Below are 18,073 nucleotides of genomic sequence, written 5' to 3' on the forward strand. Positions count from 1 at the left end.
CTTAATGCCTGAGACGATATTTGCTCTTTCAAGAAACACCCCGCCATATGCTGGAGCGCTGGTGTAAGGTTAGGGACGATTTATGTACGTTGTACCAAAGGATTCTTTCGTGGCTTCAACACAAGGTTCATCTCCTAAACCCGAGATTCGTAATACAAAGCAACGTCGCACAGTGAAATCAACCATAGAAGGTCTTGAAGATTTCATCTCTGCGCAGGATCTTCATCTGTTGATGGTGAACCGCGGCGAATCGGTATCATTAGCGACTACTTACAGAATTCTGCAGTCGATGGCGGAGCAGGGCGAGGTGGATGTGCTCAAAACGGAAGACGGCGAGGCTATCTATCGCCAGTGCGCTGTGGAGCACCATCACCACCACCTATTGTGCAGAAATTGCGGAGCAGCGGAAGAGCTAGAAGTTCCGGACTTAGAATCGTGGGCGCACGAAATCGGTGAGAAATTTGGTTTTGCGGATATCGATCACGTCATTGAAGTCACTGGAATATGCGCAGACTGTCAAAAGAGAGCTAAGACTACTCACTAGAGATTTTATGCAAACAATCGGTAAGAAACTGACCAAGCACACCGGTACGGTGAACAAGCTTGGACTGGTCTGAATTGCATTTGCGAGCTCTAGCCAGGCATGCAAGAAGGTTTATTCAGCGTTGGGTGCTTGCTCGGTTTTTATCTTTCGAGCACCCCCAAATAAGACTTTAAGCAGCAATCTTCTGAGGTTGCGTCTCGCCTCGTCCAGAAGCGCTATGACGTCCTCGTACTCCGGCTACAATCCTGCACAGCACGTAAATGATGAACGAGATGGTCGTAACGTAGGGGCTAATAGGAAGGGATCCTGCCAGAGCCAACAGCATGCCGCCCACCATGGAAATCTCTGCAAATAGCACCGAAAATATCAAAGCCTTCAGCGGTGACGACGTTACTTGCAGAGCCGCCGCAGAGGGCGTGATCAGTAGGGCTAGCACGAGCAAAGAACCCACTACCTGCACAGACAGCGCAACGGCGATACCCAAAATCACCATAAACAGCAACGACAGTGCGCGAAGCGGAACTCCTTTGGCACGTGCCACCTCAGGGTCAAGAGAAGCGAAAGTTAGCGGTCGCCAGACTAGAGTCAGAGCCACCACTACGATGACGGCGCCGATGATCATTTCCAGAAGCTGTGAATCGTCCACCGATACAATCTGCCCAGTCAACAGCGAAAACTTGTTGTTTGCTCGTCCTTCATACATCGATAGAAACAGAATGCCCAGCCCGAGGCCAAAGGGCATCAGGGCACCAATGACAGAGTTAGATTCGCTACGCTTGACACCCAACAACCCAATGAGAATAGCCGAAGCAATAGAACCCACCAGCGATCCCGTGACTACGTCAAATCCTAGTAGCAAGAAGAGGGCAGCACCGGCAAAAGACATTTCAGCGATACCGTGCACCGCAAAGGCATGGTCGCGCATCATCACGAACATCCCCACAAAGCCACCGATAACCCCCAGTACCGCACCAGCCAATATTGACTGGCTCAGTAGCTGAACCAATTCTCCGTAACGGTCGAAAACAAAAATTTTGGACCAAAATTCAGAGGCAGTGAGTGCACCTATTAGATGAATCATGCGCGAATCTCCCGCTCTGCGTAGGTTGAACCAAGCCCGTGGTCGCTGCAATGGGGGTGCGCAATGTCGCCTGCGCTGATATCCAGAGGAGCATTGGCGTCACCTCCCACGACGACGTAGCGGCCGTTGGTTCGAATCACGGTAACTTGGATCTGGTAAAGATCCGAGAGCACTTCACTGCGCATGACCTCTTCAACCGTTCCCACGGTGAAGCGACCGTTGGCTAGATAGAGCACCCGATCGACATGATCAATAATAGGGTTGATTTCGTGGGTCACGAACACCACGGTGGCATTTTTCTCTTTGTTATAGCGGTGTATCAAATCAGAGACCGCGTACTGGTGATTTAAATCCAGAGATAATAACGCTTCATCTGCCAACAAAATCTGAGGATCATTGGCTAGGGCCTGCGCGATACGCAGCCTTTGTTGCTCCCCACCAGAGAGTAATCCAATGGGAACCTTGGCGTATTCGGTTGCGCCTACAGCTTCTAGAAGCTGGTCAATCACAGCGTTTTGCTTCTTGTTCCCTACACGAATCCCCCATTTGTGCCCGTCGATTCCCAAGCCCACAAAATCGCGAGCACGCAGAGGCGCATTAGTAGGTAGCGGACGTTGCTGAGGAATGTAGCCAACTCCTGGATTGCCAGTCTTAGCAGGTGAACCCAGAACGGAAATGCTACCGCTGTTGAGTTGGGTTAGCCCTAACACCACTTTCAAAAAAGTAGATTTGCCAGAGCCATTGGGCCCAAGCACTGCAAAGTACTCCCCTTGCTGGATCGTCAAATCCAGTTCACTCCATAGTTTGCGGGAGCCAAAGGAGAGTTCACCGTTGTGGACAGCGATAGATGCCTGGGAAATCCGGGGGTGTTGTGGGTTCATACTTATTGATCAACAGCCTGTTTGATGTTGGAAATATTATCGTTCATCCAGTCTACGTAGCTCTTGCCTTCAGGGAGGGTTTCATAAAATGATGCGTTGGCTACATGGTGTTCCTGAGCGGTTTTGAGCACTTCATTGGTCTGGTTGGATGAGGTTTGTTCGTTGTAACCCAGAAAGTTAACAGAACCGTTAGCGAGTTGGTCTTTGATTTCCTGCAATGTTAGTGGAGCTACATCTGAGCCGTCCTCTATCGCTGCGGTGAAATCTGCTGGGGTGACATCTTCCATGCCGGTTGTCTGCAAGAGGTAATTAGGTACGGGCTCCGTAGCAATAAAGTGTTTACCTTTTGCATTTAGACTTTCGGCGTCTTTCTTTAAGGTGTCGAGCTTAGCTTCAAAGCTTTCGCTATTTTTCGCAAAAGTATCCGCATCTGTAGAATCCACAGCTTTAAGTTCTGTTGCTACTGCTTCAGATACCTTTTTCATGGCATCCAGGCTGTACCAAACGTGCTCGTTGAGGGAGCCATGATCGTGAGTATGTTCTTCCCCCTCAGAATGCTGATGGCCCTCAGTGAGTTCCTTTATCTCTTCTTCGGAGAATAGTCCTGATTCCTCTACTGCATTGACAACTTTTTGGTCTGGGTTATCGGTGCCTGCCATGTCTTCGAGGAATTGATCGTAACCGCCGCCGTTGAGCACCACAAGATCCGCATCTTTGACTTTCAAGCGGTCTGAAGCGGTTGCTTCATAGGAGTGGGGATCCTGGCTGGTGGATGAGATGAGGGAAGTAACTTCGACTTTGTCCCCTGCTATCTGCCGTACGACATCGACGTAAACGTCAGTAGTTGTTACTACTTTCACGACGTCGTCTTTCGAGTTAGAGGCAGAATTCTGAGGTCCGCATCCTGTGAGCGCTAAGGCACCTGCAGAGGCGAGAGCTACGCTGCGAAGGACGAGTTTCACGGATATTCTCCAGACTATTTTTGAAAACGATTCTCAACTAACATACTCCTTAGAGCGAATGGTTCGCAATTCCCTGAGTGAATCTTCCACCAAAATAGTGGTGCCCCGCTTCTTGCGGGGCACCATCATAAAATGAAATAAATTACGAAACCGAAAATCAACGAGAGTTAGCTCTAATCGGCAGCCGAACTTCCTGCCCGAACAGAAGCTGCCTCACGACGGCGCACATGCTCCTGTGTAGTGTCCTTGATTTCACCTACTAGCTCTTCCAAAATGTCTTCAAGAAATAGCACGCCTAGCGACTCCCCTTGTTGACTTACTACGTGGGAGATATGGGCGCGGTTTCGCTGCATGATAGCCAGAGCATCATCGATATCTACCCCTGGCTGAACAATCGACATCTGACGGATCTTGGACCAAGGAATAGTCCGCGACGAACGCTCCTTGGGTATCCCCAGCACATCCTTGATGTGGACATAGCCCATGTAGGTGCCGTCGTTGGCATCCTCGATGATGTATCGAGAGAATCCGGTATGAGCCACCAGGCTCTCAAGATCCATAGGCGAGCAGGGGAACTTCAAAGTCACTAGCTTCTCGCGAGGAACCATAATTTCTTCAACGTTCTTTTCGGAAAACTCCAATGCGCCAGAGAGGACGCCGGATCCGTCGTCCACCGTTCCCTCAGCAGTTGATTCCGCCACGATATTTTGAAGCTCATCCAAGGTAAAAGTGGAGGATACCTCAGATTTGGGCTCCACCTTCATCAAGCGCAACGTGTGGTCAGCTACCCAGTTGAGGAATCCGACAATGGGACGGAAGATACGCGAGAGCAGAACCAAAGGCGGAGCAATCCATAGTGCAACACCTTCAGATGCCAAGGACACAGCAGCGTTCTTGGGAACCATCTCCCCCAAAATAACGTGCAAGAAAGTGACGATAATCAGTGCAATCAAGAAAGCAGCAATATCTGCTACAGCGAGAGGAATGCCCAGATGCTCTAGGGGCCCGGCCACCAGATGGTGCAGAGCTGGTTCGGAGACATTGAGAATTAACAAAGAACAAACGGTAATACCCAGCTGGCAGGTAGCGAGCATGAGCGATACATGTTCTAGGGCATACAGAACGGTCTGCGCCCTTTTGTTGCCTGAGTCGGCAAGCGGTTCCATTTGGGAGCGGCGAGTCGACATGATGGCGAACTCCCCCGCCACAAAGAAGGCGTTACCGGCAAGGAGCAATACCAGAAGTCCTAGGGCTGTCCAGTCACTCATTACTGTGCACCTCCACGTGCGGCTTCAAGAATTTCAGGTTTATGGGGAATATAGCGGATGCGGTCCACTCTCCAATGTTCCATGGCTTCAACTTTGAGAATGCCATTTTCAAGGGGAAGGTCATCCCCTGTTTCGGGAATTCGCCCCAACCGGTCCATGAGGAATCCGCCTACGGTTTCATAAGCGGGATCGTCTTCGATTTCAAGAACATCGATATATTCGTTGACTTCATCGGGGCGCAAGAGACCAGAAAATAGCCAATCTCCTGACCCCAGCATGAGCGGACGTTCTTCCACTCCAGCGAGTTCGTGCTCGTCAGAGACTTCACCCACGATTTCCTCTACTAGGTCTTCGAGTGTGGTCATGCCAGCGGTTCCGCCGTACTCATCAAGGACGATGGCGAGTTGCAACGCACCTTCGCGCAACTGAAGAAGTAGCGCATCAAGGTGCAGGGTTTCAGGGACTTTGATGACTTCTTCCATCAGCGTGCCTGCCTCAAGCGTTTCACGCACATCGGCTGGAACGCTGACAGCCTTCTTCACGTGTACTGCTCCGACCACGTTGTCCTGGTCCTCCCGATAGAGGGGGAAACGAGAGTAGCCGGTAGCCTTAGCAGCCTCAATAATTTCGGAAACGGGAACAGTATCTTCCAACATGGTGACTTTACGGCGCGGAGTCATCACATCCGCTGCCGTAAGCTCAGCAAAAGACAAAGTCTTATCCACAAATCGAGCTGTATCCTGATCAAGCGTGCCCTGCTCTGCAGAGCGCTTAATCATCGATGACAACTCTTCTGGAGAGCGAGCACCGGAAAGTTCTTCCTTAGCTTCCATCCCAAAGAGATGCAGAATCTTATTCGCTGAACCATTCAATACATGCACAATCGGGTGCATCACCTTGGTGAACATTAGTTGCCAGGGAGCTAGCTGACGTGCCACCCGATAGGGCTCAGCGATTGCCAAGTTTTTAGGAATGAGCTCGCCTAGAAGCATGGACAGCAGGGTTGCAATGCCCATAGCCAAAATAAGGGTCATGATACGAGCGATATTTTCCGGCAAGCCCCAGCTTGAGATAGCGTCTACCGCTAAATCCTGAATCGCAAAGTCCAGGGTATAGCCTGTAAGCAACGTGGTGATAGTAATACCAATCTGGCAACTCGAGAGCTGCGTAGACAGGGATTTCAGACACGCAAGTACTTTTTCGCCAGCTTTATCACCCTTATTAATCTCTTGCTGAACAGAACTCTGATCCAGCGCAACCATGGAAAATTCCACTGCCACAAAAAATCCGGTTCCAAAAATCAGTAATATACCAACGACAAGCAGAATCCATTCCATGCCATGAAATATTACCAGCGCTCAAAAAGCTACATCTATGATTTCTCAGAGCGCTAGAAAATTCCTGTATAGACAACAAGACGGAGCTTCATCACTAATATTCAGCTCTCTGGGGAATTCATCTTTCGTTAACGAAGCGAGAGAGTAGAAAGTTAGGGTAAAAAGTTACTAAACTGAAAATAAGTATGCGAGGAACCGAACAGAGGTCTTCGCATAAAAAATAATTTCAGATCGAGCTCCCCTCTATACGGCGGAGTCGTGTGGTTCTGGAAATACTTCATCATCACAATGGAAGAGGCGTAGCAACTGTGCCCAATATTTCAGAGCACCAGGTGCCCGAAGAATTCGCTGGTAACGAATGGCTCGTTGAAGAGCTTTTTGAAAAATTTCAGCAAGACAAGAACTCAGTAGAAAAGAAGTGGTGGCCCATTTTCGAGCAGATGCAGGGTGAGAAGTCTTCCTCCTCCGAGTCTCAAGCTTCTCAGGAGTTCGCAGAGTCTTCACCGGCGAAGAAAACTGCGCCCACGGCGTCAGCTACCCAGTCCGCTTCTCCGACGGTTGAGAAGGCTAGCCCGTCCAAGACCGGAACGGTTCCTGCCCCTCGCAAAGCTACTGAGCCCAAGCCTTCCTCTGAGGAATCCAAGAACCAAGAACCTGCCGAGGACAAAGAAGTTCCACTGCGCGGTCCTGCTAAAGCGGTTGTTACCACCATGGAGGAATCCCTTGAGGTCCCTACCGCAACTACGGTTCGCGCTGTACCTGCCAAGCTACTTATCGATAACCGTGTAGCCATCAACGAGTACCTCAAGCGCACCCGCGGTGGAAAGATTTCGTTCACCCACATTATTGGTTACGCTGTAATTCGTGCGGCAGCAGCCATTCCGTCCATGAACGTTCTGTATGGAACCAATGACAAGGGCAAGCCTGTTGCCATTCACCCCGCGCATATCAATTTCGGGTTGGCTATCGACATCCCCCGCCCCGACGGCTCGCGCAACCTCGTCGTACCCAACGTCAAGGGTGCTGAAGAGCTGAGTTTCTCTCAGTTCTGGAAAGAATACGACGACATCGTACAGCGCGGTCGCAAGGGCGAGTTGGGCATTGAAGATTTCCGTGGAACGACCATTTCGTTGACTAACCCCGGAGGCATTGGCACCGTCCATTCGGTGCCTCGCCTTTCAAAGGGTCAGGCATGCATCGTGGGTGTTGGTGCACTCAACTACCCCGCTGAATTCCGCGGAGCCTCAGAAAAGACTCTTGCTCGCCAGGGCGTTTCAAAGATTCTGACCTTGACTTCCACCTACGATCACCGGGTTATTCAGGGCGCAGGTTCCGGTGAATTCCTCCGCCAGATTGAGCACTTCTTGCTCGGTGGAGATGGTTTCTACGACCAGATTTTTGAAGACCTTCGTATTCCTTTTGAGCCCGTCCGCTGGGCAGTAGACAACCAAGTCAATCCTGAATCAGAAGTTTCTAAGGTTGCTCGTATCCAGCAGCTCATCCACGCCTACCGCGTGCGTGGTCACTTGATAGCTCAGACCAATCCACTGGGTTATGAGATGCTCTCGCACCCGGATTTGCAGTTGGAAAACTATGGTCTAACCCTGTGGGATCTTGACCGTTTCTGGCCCACCGGTGGTTTTGGAGGCAAGGATTTCCTCTCATTGCGCACGATCTTGGACTTGTTGCGCGAGGCATACTGCCGCACCATTGGCGTGGAATATATGCACATTGAGAACCCTGAAGAACGTCAGTGGTTCCAGACCAAACTGGAAAATGGGTACACCAAGCCCACCCGCGAAGAGCAGTTCCGTGTTCTAGGCAAGCTGAATGCTGCTGAAGCTTTTGAAACTTTCTTGCAGACGAAGTACCTCGGACAGAAGCGTTTCTCGCTCGAAGGCGGCGAATCACTGATTCCGTTGTTGGACTCGGTTATCTCTGAAGCAGCTGATGCTGGTCTCTACGGCGTAGGTATCGGCATGGCTCACCGTGGACGCCTGAATGTTTTGACCAACATAGCAGGTAAGTCTTACGCTCAGATTTTCCGTGAATTCGAAGGTGAAATGGATCCCCGCCTCACAGGTGGTTCAGGCGATGTGAAGTACCACCTGGGTACCGAAGGTGAATTCACCTCTGATAACGGCAACCAGACTCAGGTTTATCTTGCAGCTAACCCCTCTCACCTTGAAGCGGCTAACACCGTTCTAGAAGGTATTGTGCGAGCTAAGCAAGATAGCTTGGCTGAGGCCGGTAACACCGACCCCTTCCCCGTGCTTCCCATATTGGTTCATGGTGATGCCGCATTCGCAGGTCAGGGCGTTGTGATGGAAACCCTACAGATGTCCCAGCTTGAGGGATACAAGACGGGTGGTACCGTCCACATTATCGTCAACAATCAAGTGGGCTTTACCACTACCCCCTCCGATGGTCGTTCTTCAACCTACGCAACCGACGTCGCCCGTATGATTCAGTCACCTGTTTTCCACGTGAATGCAGATGATCCTGAAGCTGTAGTTCGCGCCGGTCAGCTTTCATTTGAGTACCGCCAGAAGTTCCAGAAGGACGTCGTTATCGACTTGCTGTGCTACCGCCGTCGCGGACACAACGAAGCCGATGATCCTTCGATGACTCAGCCTTCGATGTACAAAATGATTGGCGCGCAGAACTCGACCCGCAAGATTTACACCGAATCTTTGGTTGGTCGCGGAGATATCACTCAGGAAGAAGCTGAGAGAGCACTTAAGGATTATCAGCAGCGCCTGGAGCAGATTTTCACGGAGACTCACGAAGCACAGTCCTCCAAAGCGCCTCTCGTGACTGCAGATGCTGCGGCTGTCTCTAACATTGAGCGCCCCGCTGCTCAGCAGAGTGAAGATGCTGTCAACGTTCCTGAATCCACCAGCATCTCTGCAGAAACGCTCAAGAGCATTGGTGAGTCCTTCGTCAACTTCCCCGAAGGCTTTGAGCCCCACAAGAAGTTGAAGAAGCTCATGGAACAGCGCGAGAAGATGGCTGTTGAGGGTGGCATCAACTGGGGCTTTGGCGAGCTTGCTGCCTTTGGCTCTTTGCTTCTCGAAGGCATTAACGTGCGTATGTCCGGTCAGGATGTTCAGCGCGGCACCTTCGTGCAGCGCCACACTGTCTTGCACGATGCGAATACGGACGCTGAGTGGAATCCTTTGCAGCATCTTTCAGAGAACCAGGGACAGTTCAATATCTATAACTCGTTCCTCTCTGAATACGGCGTGATGGGATTCGAATACGGTTACTCCGTAGAACGTCCTGACTCGCTAGTGCTGTGGGAAGCTCAGTTCGGTGACTTCGCCAACGGCGCTCAAACCATTGTGGATGAATTTATTTCTTCGGCAGAACAGAAGTGGGCTCAGCGTTCATCGTTGGTTCTGCTTTTGCCCCACGGTTTTGAAGGTCAGGGACCGGATCACTCGTCTGCACGTCAGGAACGTTATCTGCAGCTCTGCGCGGAGAACAATATGACCGTTGCTGTGCCTTCTACCCCGGCGTCGTACTTCCACCTGTTGCGCTTCCATGCGCACTCTCGCCCTCATAAGCCTTTGGTTGTCTTTACCCCCAAGCAGCTTTTGCGCTTGAAGGCAGCGGCGTCTTCAGTTGAGGATTTCACGCAGGGTGAGTTCAAGCCGGTTCTCGAAGATACCGGCAATCTGAAGGCTGAAGAGGTTCAGCGCCTGGTCATGGTTTCCGGTCGTCTTTACTACGATTTGGAAGCAGAGCGCCAGAAGTCCGGCGATAAGACCACTGCAATCATCCGCGTGGAGCAGCTCTATCCGCTTCCCGTGGATGAGATTCAAGCACAGTTGGCTAAGTATCCCAATGCCAAGGATATTGTCTGGGCACAGGACGAACCTGCTAACCAGGGTCAGTGGCCTTTCATTGCCGTCAATCTGGTGCCTGAATTGGATGTGAAGGTTCGCCTGGCTTCACGCCGCGCGGCAGCATCTCCTGCAGCGGGTACCGGCAAGCGCCACGCAGCTGAGCTAGAAAGCTTGATTGCGGACGTTTTTGAAGGCTAAGTTTTCTCGGTGATGGTCGCTGTGCCGTTGAGACCAATAGTGTCTTAGTGGCACAGCATCATTTATGAGGGAAATACTTTTCTAGGATTTGTACCCTAAAGTGGAGGTTTCTCCCGTGGAGTACGATTATTCTTAAACGAGGACATCAACGGTTTTCCCGTTTTCCATACTTTTGACAGAAAGATTCTCAGTGGATCAGCGAAATATTAGACTAGTTGCCGTGGGCGATGACCTTTTGGCGGGTATTGGAGATCCCCGCGCGCTTGGCTGGTTTGGCCGGGTGCTTGCACGAACTCCGCAGAATACCGCTCCGGTGGCAGCCTATAATTTGGCGGCACCTGGCGAAGGTACCGAGTTGCTTAACGCTCGTTGGTTCGATGAAGCGAGCCGTCGTTTTGGTCAAGGCGCAGACAATCGTTTGGTTATTGCTCCTTCTACTTTTGATGTGGATTTGGATATCACCAGCGCCCGGAGTCGTCTGAACCTCGCCAATATGGTGGACATGGCGTCGCAGAACAATGTGAAGGTTTTGGTAGTTGGTCCTCCGCCCACGCTCGATACCGAACGCAACCGCCGTATTGCAGATCTAAACGCAGCCTACGCGGATGTAGTGACCCGTCGAAATCACGTCTACGTAGATACTTTTAATCCGCTTCTTCACCATGAGCAGTGGCGTAATGATCTCGCGGCAAACGACGGGCGCCCAGGTCAGTCAGGCTACGGTTTGATGGCTTGGCTCGTTTTACATCGAGGCTGGTACAGCTGGCTCAACCTTCCAGAACCTGTCTAACGGCTCACTGTTCAGCTGTTTTGTGCGGTCTCAGATGAAATTTCTGTCTGACTGTGCGAAAATGGACGGCAGTGTCTTGAAATTTTCGAGAACATTTATAGTGCGAACGGTATCACTGTTGGCATTGAATTTATAAGGAGGCTCTGATGAGCAAGCGCGGTCGTAAGCGCAAGGACCGTCGTAAGAATGGCGCTAACCACGGTAAGCGTCCTAATTCTTAAGGTACCTTGAATACTTTTCAGGCCCTGAGCTTTTTGAGCTCAGGGCCTGTTCTTTTTTTTTGCGGGGCTCCCTCGTTTGCCGTGAGCGCTACTTCAGCTAATGCCCTGCGGCAGAATGCTGGTTCTCGCGCAATGCTGAAATGCGTTCCCAAATCTTAGTTTTGAGATTCTCAGGTGCAGGTTCGCAACAAGAGCGTTTCACGACCGAACGGATAACGCATTCGAGGTCATGTTCACTGGCGCAGTGTTCGCAGTGCTTGAGATGGTCGTCCATTTCCTGCAATTCTTCGCAGGAGAGTGTGCCATCGAGGTATTCATAAATATGACCAAGCTTTTCTGAACAAGGATGTTGCTCCTTCTCTGTCATCTTATTTTCCCTTCTGAGCTGTTTGATATTTGATGCCATGTTCTTCGGCGTAGTCTGCCAGTAAATCCCGGAGAAGCTTTCGCCCGCGGTGTAGGCGTGACATCACGGTGCCGATGGGCGTGTTCATGATGCCTGAGATTTCTTTATATGAGAATCCTTCGACATCGGAATAGTAGACCGCCATTCGAAATTCTTCGGGGATAGATTGAAGCGCCCGTTTAACGTCGTCATCCGGCAATCGGCTGAGTGCTTCAGCTTCTGCTGATTCGAGGCCCTTAGAGTCATGGGAACTCGCTTGCGCGAGTTGCCAGTCTTCCACCGTATCGGTGTGCGATTGGTGAGGCTCACGTTGACGTTTGCGGTACAGGTTGATGTAGGTATTCGTTAAAATCCTGTACAGCCACGCTTTGAGGTTTGTCCCTGGCCTGTACTGGTGGAATGAAGAATACGCTTTGGTATATGCCTCTTGCACCAGGTCTTCTGCATCCGCAGGATTTCGTGCCATGCGTAAAGCAGCAGCATACAGTTGATCCACATATTGCATCGCTTCTCGTTCGAAGCGCGCACGGCGTTCTTCCGTCGTTTCGTGTGTAACATCAACGTCAGATTCTTCAGACACGTTCCCCACTGATTCAGTGAGATGCTGTGCTGTCATTCAGCTGTTCCTTATCTGAGTAAGCGGAGTGCTTCCGCTGGGGGTGAGAAAGCTATTGAGTTGATGATAGGTATATCTTGAATACATCAACAAACCGTCTGCAAAAAATATTCCTTATCATGCTCTTCGCGCGTCATCGCATGACAAAATCACTTCGCGTGCTTACTATTATAGGTAGTAAATTAACTACGAGATGGCTGGCGAAAGTCAGCTGGGAGGAACATTATGTCACTGGTACGTAAACTAGCACGCCCCCTACTTGCATCAAGCTTTGTACTTTCAGGCGTTGATCGTCTGAAGAACTCCAACGACTACAGCCACCTGGAGAAGGCTATTAGCCTCGCTTCTAAGTCAGCTCCTCAGTTGGTCGTCCTCAAGGGTAAAGAGCAGCTCCTTGGTCAGGGACTTGCAGCTACTCAGGTAGCTGCTGGTAGCTTGTTTGCCCTAGGTAAGCTCCCCCGCCTTTCTTCCGTCGTCCTTCTGGCTACCGGCGCAACCAACGCATATGTTGAGTACGCTGCTACCGAGGCAAACACCAAGGAAGATAAGAAAGCTCGCTCCCGTTCTGCATTGACCAACGGTTCTCTACTGGGTGCCATTGCAATCACCGCAGTGGATACCGACGGCAACCCTTCCCTCGTTTGGCGCGCCAACAAGCTCGGTAACACTATTGCTAAGAAGTCCGGTCAGATTACCTCTGACCTCAAAGATAAGTCAGATGACATCTTCAGCCACTAATAGCAGGTGAGCGTTTGAAGCCTCGTCCTTTCTTGGGCGAGGCTTCTTTTTATTGCGTAAACTGGAGGTACTGTGCGATATCAAGCTCGTATCTAGCGAAGGACAACGTGATTTCAACTCAAAATTCAGATGTACAGGTTCCCGACGGCGATTGGTTAGCGCCAACACCACTTTCTGCTCGGGGCGGGTTCGCCACGGTGCGTATCCCCGGTTCTAAATCTTTGACTAACCGTTATCTGATTCTTGCTGCTCTAGCTCACAGTCCTTCCGTTATTCATGCTCCTCTTCACTCACGAGATTCTGCGTTGATGGTCGAAGCGTTGCGGGCCTTAGGAGTACGAATAGAGGAAATAGAGACTGACAGCCCTTTTGGCCCAGATCTTCGAGTTTTCCCCCTCCCACGAGAAATAGAACCCTTTCATGCGTCCATTGACTGCGGTCTTGCAGGAACAGTCATGCGCTTTGTGCCGCCGGTTGCAGCACTAGTTCCTGGAACGTTCAGCTTCGATGGAGATTCTCATGCTCGCCAGCGCCCTTTGCAACCTGTAATTCAGGCGCTGCGAGATCTTGGGGTGGATATTGATTCCCAGCAGAATTCTTTGCCGTTTGAGATGAAATCTCGCGGTTCTATTGAAGTTTCGGAAATCACCATTGACGCTTCTGGGTCCTCCCAATTTCTCTCCGCCCTGTTGCTATCCGCACCCGCCTTTGAGCAGGGTTTGACTATTCACCATCGTGGTTCAGCGATTCCGTCGATGCCCCATGTTGAAATGACACTTGAAGTATTGCGAGAAGTAGGAGTCAACGTTCAGGTGGAAGAAAACCGCTGGGTGGTTCCATCTACTTCCTATGCAGGTTTCGAGGTGACGGTCGAGCCTGATTTATCGAATGCCGGTCCGTTCCTCGCTGCAGCCACCGTCTTAGGCGCAGAAATTTTGATACCCGACTGGCCAGCACACACCACCCAAGGTGGGGACCATTGGAAGACCATCCTGCCTCTATTCGGCGCAAAAGTGGAACACGATTCCACCGGCTTGAAGGTTAGAGGTGCAACGCAGGAGGAAAAATTTCATCAGTCAGGGGTAGACCTCAACCTAGCAGAATCTGGAGAACTAGCACCTACTGTGGCTGCCCTCTGCGCGCTCACACGCTCCCCCAGTGTTCTGTCAGGGATTGCCCATCTTCGAGGACACGAAACCGACCGTTTAGCCGCCCTTGTTGAAGAAATAAATCGATTAGGCGGTCATGCTCAAGAAACAGAAGATGGTGTGAGCATCGAACAACCCGTCACCTACGGTGAACTATTTCATACCTATGATGACCACCGCATGGCAACTGCCGCTGCCATCATCGGCTTAGCTGTGCCCGGCGTCGTCGTCGAAAATATTGGCACCGTGGCTAAGACCCTTCCCGATTTTCCCCTCATGTGGGAAAACATGATCAATCAATGGACAGAAAGCGCTCGTGACCATGCGTAGAAACTGGGACGAATCAAATATCCGCGTACGGCCCAACAAAAAAGGATCCCGCCCTCGAACTAAGGATCGACCCAGCTATAAAGACGCCGAAATCGGTCGAATTATCACCGTAGATCGCGGTCGATACACGGCAGTGGTAGACGAAGGTAGTCCCACTGAGCGCACGCTCACAGCAGTCCGCGCCAAGGAACTCCGAAGGAACCCCGTGGTCGTAGGTGACCGCGTGGCGCTGGTCGGAGACACCTCTGGCCAGGAAGGCTCACTAGCGCGGCTGGTACGGATTGAAGAGCGCGATACCGTCCTTCGTCGTAGCGCAGATGATACGGACCCCTACGAACGCGTAGTGGTTGCTAACGCCACCCAGCTTGTGATTGTAGTGGCAGCTGCTAACCCCGAACCGCGCACAGGATTTATTGACCGTTCTCTGGTCGCAGCCTTTGACGCGGGAATCCGCCCCATTCTGTGCATTACTAAAACTGACCTCAAGCACCCGCAGGAGCTCTTAGATTACTTTGCGCAGGCGGACGTGCGCATCGTGCTTTCTGAGTCAAGGGACGGGCGCGCGCCCAGTGAAGAAGGATCGCAAGGTCTCTCCCCTAACCTCGTAGAAACTATCTCTTCTCTGTTGGAGGGAGAGGTGTCTGTGCTTCTTGGCCACTCCGGTGTAGGCAAGTCTACTCTGGTTAACGCTTTGACAGGCTCTACCCGAGATACCGGGCATGTTAATGCGGTCACGGGTCGTGGCCGGCATACGTCGTCTTCGGCGCTGGCATTGCAACCTCAGGATGCCCCCGCCGATACCTGGATTATCGATACACCGGGTATCCGCTCCTTTGGATTGGCTCATATCCCCGCTGAAAATATAGTGGGTGCGTTTACAGAACTCGCGCCCGCAAGTGCTGGCTGCCCCAAGGGATGTTCACATTCAAGCACTGCGGCGGGTTGCGGTATTACAGCATTTGTGGCAGAGGGCAAGGCCGGTGCTTCAGGCCCCGCTCGCTTAGACTCGTTGCGCAAATTACTTGGCGTTGAAGAAAACCCAGAAGTTGGGTCTGAAAAAGAGCTCGGTATAGTCGAGTAATAATTGTTTTGCCCCGTCAACCCCTATATTTCTATGAGAAAATGATTTCTTATGAGTGCAAACACCTATACCGATGACCTCCGGCTCGCCCACATCCTTGCTGACAGCGTGGATCGTCTCACTCTATCGCGGTTTCAGAATCAGGATTTCACCGTGGAGACCAAGCCGGATTTGACTCCAGTGACTGACGCGGACAAAGAGGCAGAACAGCTCATCCGTAGCCAGCTTTCGCGAGTTCGCACCAGAGATTCTGTTTTAGGGGAGGAATTTGGGGAAACCGGCTCATCCTCTCGTCAGTGGGTCATTGATCCTATCGACGGCACCAAGAATTTTGTACGTGGCGTACCGGTATGGGCAACTTTGATTTCTCTGATGGATCATGGGCAGCCGGTACTAGGTGTAGTCTCAGCGCCTGCCTTGCAGCGCCGGTGGTGGGCTGCTCAAGGCACCGGAGCCTATACCGGGCGTTCTATTGCCAAGGCAACACGCATTTCAGTATCCGGTGTTTCAAACCTCTCTGACGCTTCTTTTTCTTATTCTTCGATGAGCGGGTGGAAGGAACTGGGTATTCGAGATCGATTCATCGACCTCACTGATAATGTGTGGCGCACGCGCGCTTATGGAGATTTTTGGTCCTATTGCATGGTGGCTGAAGGGGCGGTCGATATTGCGGCCGAACCTGAACTGAATCTTTACGATATTGCCGCTTTGGTCCCCATCGTGACCGAAGCGGGCGGACGCTTGACGTCGTTAGCAGGCGAAGACGGACCTCACGGCAGAAATGCGCTGGCCAGCAACGGACATTTACATCGAAACGCCCTTGATTTCCTCGGCACAGACAGAAAATTAGGCGATTAAATAGCCAAATCTCACAAAAATACCCGCCTGAGCAGGGCGGGTATTTTGATGAGAAAACTATTCTTTTAGAAAATCGAAGTATTCGACGGTGGATTTTGGCATTCTTGATACTCCGTTGTACCCGGTTCATAGGCGCTACAATCTGAAATCTCGCTAAAGAGCCATACTGAGAGAATCATTGCGCCAATACTCAGAATAGTTCCTATGGCTCCCACCACGATTGCACCAATTGCCATGAGGCGCGCCCGGCGGTAAAAGAATTGAGGGTCTGAAGGGCGAGTACGTCGTAGTGCCATAATTCCCAGGACGATTCCTAAGACCGCAGGAACCAAGCTCAGACCGGCGGCACCTAGTGCCAAAAAAATGACGGCACCGATAGAAAAGACTGCCGATACGAGTCCGCCAAACGCCAAAACATAACCACGTCCCCTCACATCAGTGGGGTGGGCGCCTAATGGGCGACGTACATTCTCAGGGATCACAAATTGCTCAGGTACTCCTGACTGTGTGGCCAGTGAACCAGGCTGCCATGGTTCCACATGGTTTTGATGAGAAGCAGAAGGCTGTACGGGCTGCTGGGGAGATGAAGCAGAAAATGATGGCATCAGAGCAAAAGACCTTATCCGCAGAAAATATGTATTTCTATTCAATCACAGCCACTCACCCGAAATGTACAGCTCAAGAGCGAGAATAGAAGAAAAAGGGCACAAAAAAGCCCCCTTCTCATAGAGAAGGGGGCTAATCGTGGAGATGCGGGGAATCGAACCCCGGTCCGATGTGTTTTCAACAGGGCTTCTACGTGCGTAGTTTACGTAGTGGTGTTTTCGGCTCCGGCACTTGCGTAAACACATATGCCGCCGAACCTATTCGTATAAGAGTCCCTTATGCCCCTACGACGAGGGCATAAAGCAGTGGCCTTCTAAGTTGATGCCGGGTACTGAGTCAAAGGCGAACTCAGGCCGACAGACTGGACTCGCGCTTAGGCAGCGAGTGCGAAGTCAGTGCGATTTTGTTTTGCACTTATTGTTTTGCAGAGGGTATTTACGAGTGTCCTCTACATCCTCGGCACGCTTCACCTGTTTCAACTCACATCGTCGAAACCGATCATCCCCAATATTCTTTTTTCAAAGAGCTTACCTATTCCAGAAAGTTATCTGCTTGATAAAGCCTAAATTTACCTACAGGACCAATCCGGGCAGGACTCTTCAGTCTACACCGACACAACTTATTTGCCAAGAGCCAGCAATAAGAGGTAGCCGTTATCACTAGCCAAGATTCTTATACCGCATAGCGCGGGCGGCTTCCAAGTTGTCCTGGCGCTCACGGAGCGCGTGGCGTTTGTCGAACTCTCGTTTACCGGTAGCTAGCGCGATTTCAGCCTTCGCTTTACCGTTAGAGAAATAGATGCGCAGGGGAACTGCCGTGTAACCCGTTTCGTTGAGTTTCTGCGCAATCTTATCAATTTCATAGCGGTGCAAGAGCAGTTTTCGACGGCGTCTTGCTTGGTGGTTGGTCCACGAACCTCGCCCATATTCGGCGATATTTATGCCTTCCAGCCAAAGCTCGTTACCGTACATCTGGCAGAAGCCTTCAGTAATGTTAACTCCCCCATCTCGCAGGGATTTTACTTCGGTACCCATGAGCTGCAATCCAGCTTCGTAGGTATCTACGATGTTGTAGTTGTGGCGAGCTTTTCTGTTCGATGCAACTACTTTATTATTCGGGTCTTCAGTCTTTTTTTTCTTCTGTGCTGCCATCATTTT

General features: G+C 51.2%; 17 protein-coding genes and 1 other RNA gene. 8 read left to right on the forward strand and 10 right to left on the reverse strand.

Going from position 1 to position 18,073, the window contains the following annotated elements; all coding sequences use genetic code 11:
* Window positions 1-109: 109 nt before the first annotated feature.
* Window positions 110-544 (forward strand): Fur family transcriptional regulator, encoded by a 435-nt coding sequence (locus tag A7E48_RS07365; protein ID WP_233126031.1) that lies wholly within the window; start codon window positions 110-112, stop codon window positions 542-544.
* Between the two features lie 169 nt (window positions 545-713).
* On the opposite strand, the gene A7E48_RS07370 is transcribed toward A7E48_RS07365, so the two are convergent.
* From A7E48_RS07370 to A7E48_RS07390, 5 genes are all read right to left on the reverse strand, one after another.
* Entirely contained in the window at window positions 714-1,625 is a 912-nt protein-coding gene (locus A7E48_RS07370; protein ID WP_068171583.1) for a metal ABC transporter permease, read from the reverse strand.
* Window positions 1,622-2,506, reverse strand: a complete 885-nt coding sequence (locus A7E48_RS07375) for a metal ABC transporter ATP-binding protein (protein WP_083147282.1) — start codon at window positions 2,504-2,506, stop codon at window positions 1,622-1,624. The genes A7E48_RS07370 and A7E48_RS07375 overlap by 4 nt, the downstream gene beginning before the upstream one ends.
* Window positions 2,507-2,508: 2 nt before the next feature.
* The gene (locus tag A7E48_RS07380; protein ID WP_068171586.1) at window positions 2,509-3,468 is read right to left on the reverse strand and encodes a metal ABC transporter solute-binding protein, Zn/Mn family; all 960 of its coding nucleotides are present in this window, start codon (window positions 3,466-3,468) and stop codon (window positions 2,509-2,511) included.
* Window positions 3,469-3,641: 173 nt separating this feature from the next.
* A complete protein-coding gene (locus A7E48_RS07385; protein ID WP_068171590.1) occupies window positions 3,642-4,736 on the reverse strand; it encodes a hemolysin family protein in 1,095 nt (364 codons plus the stop codon).
* Entirely contained in the window at window positions 4,736-6,073 is a 1,338-nt protein-coding gene (locus tag A7E48_RS07390; RefSeq protein ID WP_068171593.1) for a hemolysin family protein, read from the reverse strand. Before A7E48_RS07390 ends, A7E48_RS07385 begins: the two co-directional genes overlap by 1 nt.
* A 308-nt stretch (window positions 6,074-6,381) precedes the next feature.
* Between A7E48_RS07390 and A7E48_RS07395 the strand changes: the two genes are divergently transcribed.
* The 3 genes from A7E48_RS07395 (at window position 6,382) to A7E48_RS11600 (ending at window position 11,133) form a co-directional block, all read left to right on the forward strand.
* On the forward strand, window positions 6,382-10,122 hold the full coding sequence (locus tag A7E48_RS07395; RefSeq protein ID WP_068171595.1) for a multifunctional oxoglutarate decarboxylase/oxoglutarate dehydrogenase thiamine pyrophosphate-binding subunit/dihydrolipoyllysine-residue succinyltransferase subunit: 3,741 nt from the start codon (window positions 6,382-6,384) through the stop codon (window positions 10,120-10,122).
* 190 nt (window positions 10,123-10,312) lie between these two features.
* Entirely contained in the window at window positions 10,313-10,912 is a 600-nt protein-coding gene (locus A7E48_RS07400; protein ID WP_068171598.1) for a GDSL-type esterase/lipase family protein, read from the forward strand.
* Between the two features lie 146 nt (window positions 10,913-11,058).
* Complete coding sequence (locus A7E48_RS11600) at window positions 11,059-11,133, forward strand: 50S ribosomal protein bL37 (protein WP_369796768.1); 75 nt, start codon at window positions 11,059-11,061, stop codon at window positions 11,131-11,133.
* Window positions 11,134-11,230: 97 nt separating this feature from the next.
* Here the strand turns inward: A7E48_RS11600 and rsrA are convergent, their stop codons facing one another.
* Together rsrA and A7E48_RS07410 are read right to left on the reverse strand one after the other, a co-directional pair.
* On the reverse strand, window positions 11,231-11,500 hold the full coding sequence (rsrA, locus tag A7E48_RS07405; RefSeq protein ID WP_068171600.1) for a mycothiol system anti-sigma-R factor: 270 nt from the start codon (window positions 11,498-11,500) through the stop codon (window positions 11,231-11,233).
* 1 nt (window position 11,501) lies between these two features.
* On the reverse strand, window positions 11,502-12,155 hold the full coding sequence (locus A7E48_RS07410; RefSeq protein ID WP_068171601.1) for a sigma-70 family RNA polymerase sigma factor: 654 nt from the start codon (window positions 12,153-12,155) through the stop codon (window positions 11,502-11,504).
* A 225-nt stretch (window positions 12,156-12,380) separates the two neighbouring features.
* On the opposite strand from A7E48_RS07410, the gene A7E48_RS07415 reads away from it, so the two are divergent.
* From A7E48_RS07415 to hisN, 4 genes are all read left to right on the forward strand, one after another.
* The gene (locus A7E48_RS07415) at window positions 12,381-12,893 is read left to right on the forward strand and encodes a DoxX family membrane protein (RefSeq protein ID WP_068171605.1); all 513 of its coding nucleotides are present in this window, start codon (window positions 12,381-12,383) and stop codon (window positions 12,891-12,893) included.
* Between the two features lie 107 nt (window positions 12,894-13,000).
* Complete coding sequence (gene aroA / locus A7E48_RS07420) at window positions 13,001-14,371, forward strand: 3-phosphoshikimate 1-carboxyvinyltransferase (RefSeq protein ID WP_233126032.1); 1,371 nt, start codon at window positions 13,001-13,003, stop codon at window positions 14,369-14,371.
* On the forward strand, window positions 14,364-15,452 hold the full coding sequence (gene rsgA, locus A7E48_RS07425) for a ribosome small subunit-dependent GTPase A (protein WP_068171657.1): 1,089 nt from the start codon (window positions 14,364-14,366) through the stop codon (window positions 15,450-15,452). The genes aroA and rsgA overlap by 8 nt, the downstream gene beginning before the upstream one ends.
* Before the next feature lie 51 nt (window positions 15,453-15,503).
* Window positions 15,504-16,310 (forward strand): histidinol-phosphatase, encoded by an 807-nt coding sequence (hisN, locus tag A7E48_RS07430; RefSeq protein WP_068171608.1) that lies wholly within the window; start codon window positions 15,504-15,506, stop codon window positions 16,308-16,310.
* A 65-nt stretch (window positions 16,311-16,375) separates the two neighbouring features.
* Here the strand turns inward: hisN and A7E48_RS11000 are convergent, their stop codons facing one another.
* The 3 genes from A7E48_RS11000 to smpB all read right to left on the reverse strand — a co-directional run bounded on the left by A7E48_RS11000 (window position 16,376) and on the right by smpB (window position 18,067).
* Window positions 16,376-16,915 carry a DUF4190 domain-containing protein gene (locus A7E48_RS11000; protein WP_141669412.1) on the reverse strand — a complete coding sequence of 180 codons (540 nt, stop codon included), beginning with the start codon at window positions 16,913-16,915 and terminating at the stop codon, window positions 16,376-16,378.
* 137 nt (window positions 16,916-17,052) lie between these two features.
* Window positions 17,053-17,422, reverse strand: a transfer-messenger RNA (tmRNA) gene (gene ssrA / locus A7E48_RS07445).
* Window positions 17,423-17,575: 153 nt separating this feature from the next.
* The gene (gene smpB / locus A7E48_RS07450) at window positions 17,576-18,067 is read right to left on the reverse strand and encodes an SsrA-binding protein SmpB (protein ID WP_068171662.1); all 492 of its coding nucleotides are present in this window, start codon (window positions 18,065-18,067) and stop codon (window positions 17,576-17,578) included.
* Window positions 18,068-18,073: the final 6 nt, after the last annotated feature.

The sequence above is a fragment of the Rothia sp. ND6WE1A genome, assembly GCF_001683935.1.
GTDB lineage: Bacteria > Actinomycetota > Actinomycetes > Actinomycetales > Micrococcaceae > Rothia > Rothia amarae.

What these genes read in the sequence shown, in the direction of transcription:
- A7E48_RS07370 (WP_068171583.1), bottom strand. Translation starts at nt 1,625, where the DNA reads ATGATTCATCTAATAGGTGCACTCACTGCCTCTGAATTTTGGTCCAAA.
- A7E48_RS07375 (WP_083147282.1), bottom strand. Translation starts at nt 2,506, where the DNA reads ATGAACCCACAACACCCCCGGATTTCCCAGGCATCTATCGCTGTCCAC.
- A7E48_RS07385 (WP_068171590.1), bottom strand. Translation starts at nt 4,736, where the DNA reads ATGAGTGACTGGACAGCCCTAGGACTTCTGGTATTGCTCCTTGCCGGT.
- A7E48_RS07390 (WP_068171593.1), bottom strand. Translation starts at nt 6,073, where the DNA reads ATGGAATGGATTCTGCTTGTCGTTGGTATATTACTGATTTTTGGAACC.
- rsrA (WP_068171600.1), bottom strand. Translation starts at nt 11,500, where the DNA reads ATGACAGAGAAGGAGCAACATCCTTGTTCAGAAAAGCTTGGTCATATT.
- A7E48_RS07410 (WP_068171601.1), bottom strand. Translation starts at nt 12,155, where the DNA reads ATGACAGCACAGCATCTCACTGAATCAGTGGGGAACGTGTCTGAAGAA.
- A7E48_RS07415 (WP_068171605.1), top strand. Translation starts at nt 12,381, where the DNA reads ATGTCACTGGTACGTAAACTAGCACGCCCCCTACTTGCATCAAGCTTT.
- rsgA (WP_068171657.1), top strand. Translation starts at nt 14,364, where the DNA reads ATGCGTAGAAACTGGGACGAATCAAATATCCGCGTACGGCCCAACAAA.
- hisN (WP_068171608.1), top strand. Translation starts at nt 15,504, where the DNA reads ATGAGTGCAAACACCTATACCGATGACCTCCGGCTCGCCCACATCCTT.
- A7E48_RS11000 (WP_141669412.1), bottom strand. Translation starts at nt 16,915, where the DNA reads ATGCCATCATTTTCTGCTTCATCTCCCCAGCAGCCCGTACAGCCTTCT.
- smpB (WP_068171662.1), bottom strand. Translation starts at nt 18,067, where the DNA reads ATGGCAGCACAGAAGAAAAAAAAGACTGAAGACCCGAATAATAAAGTA.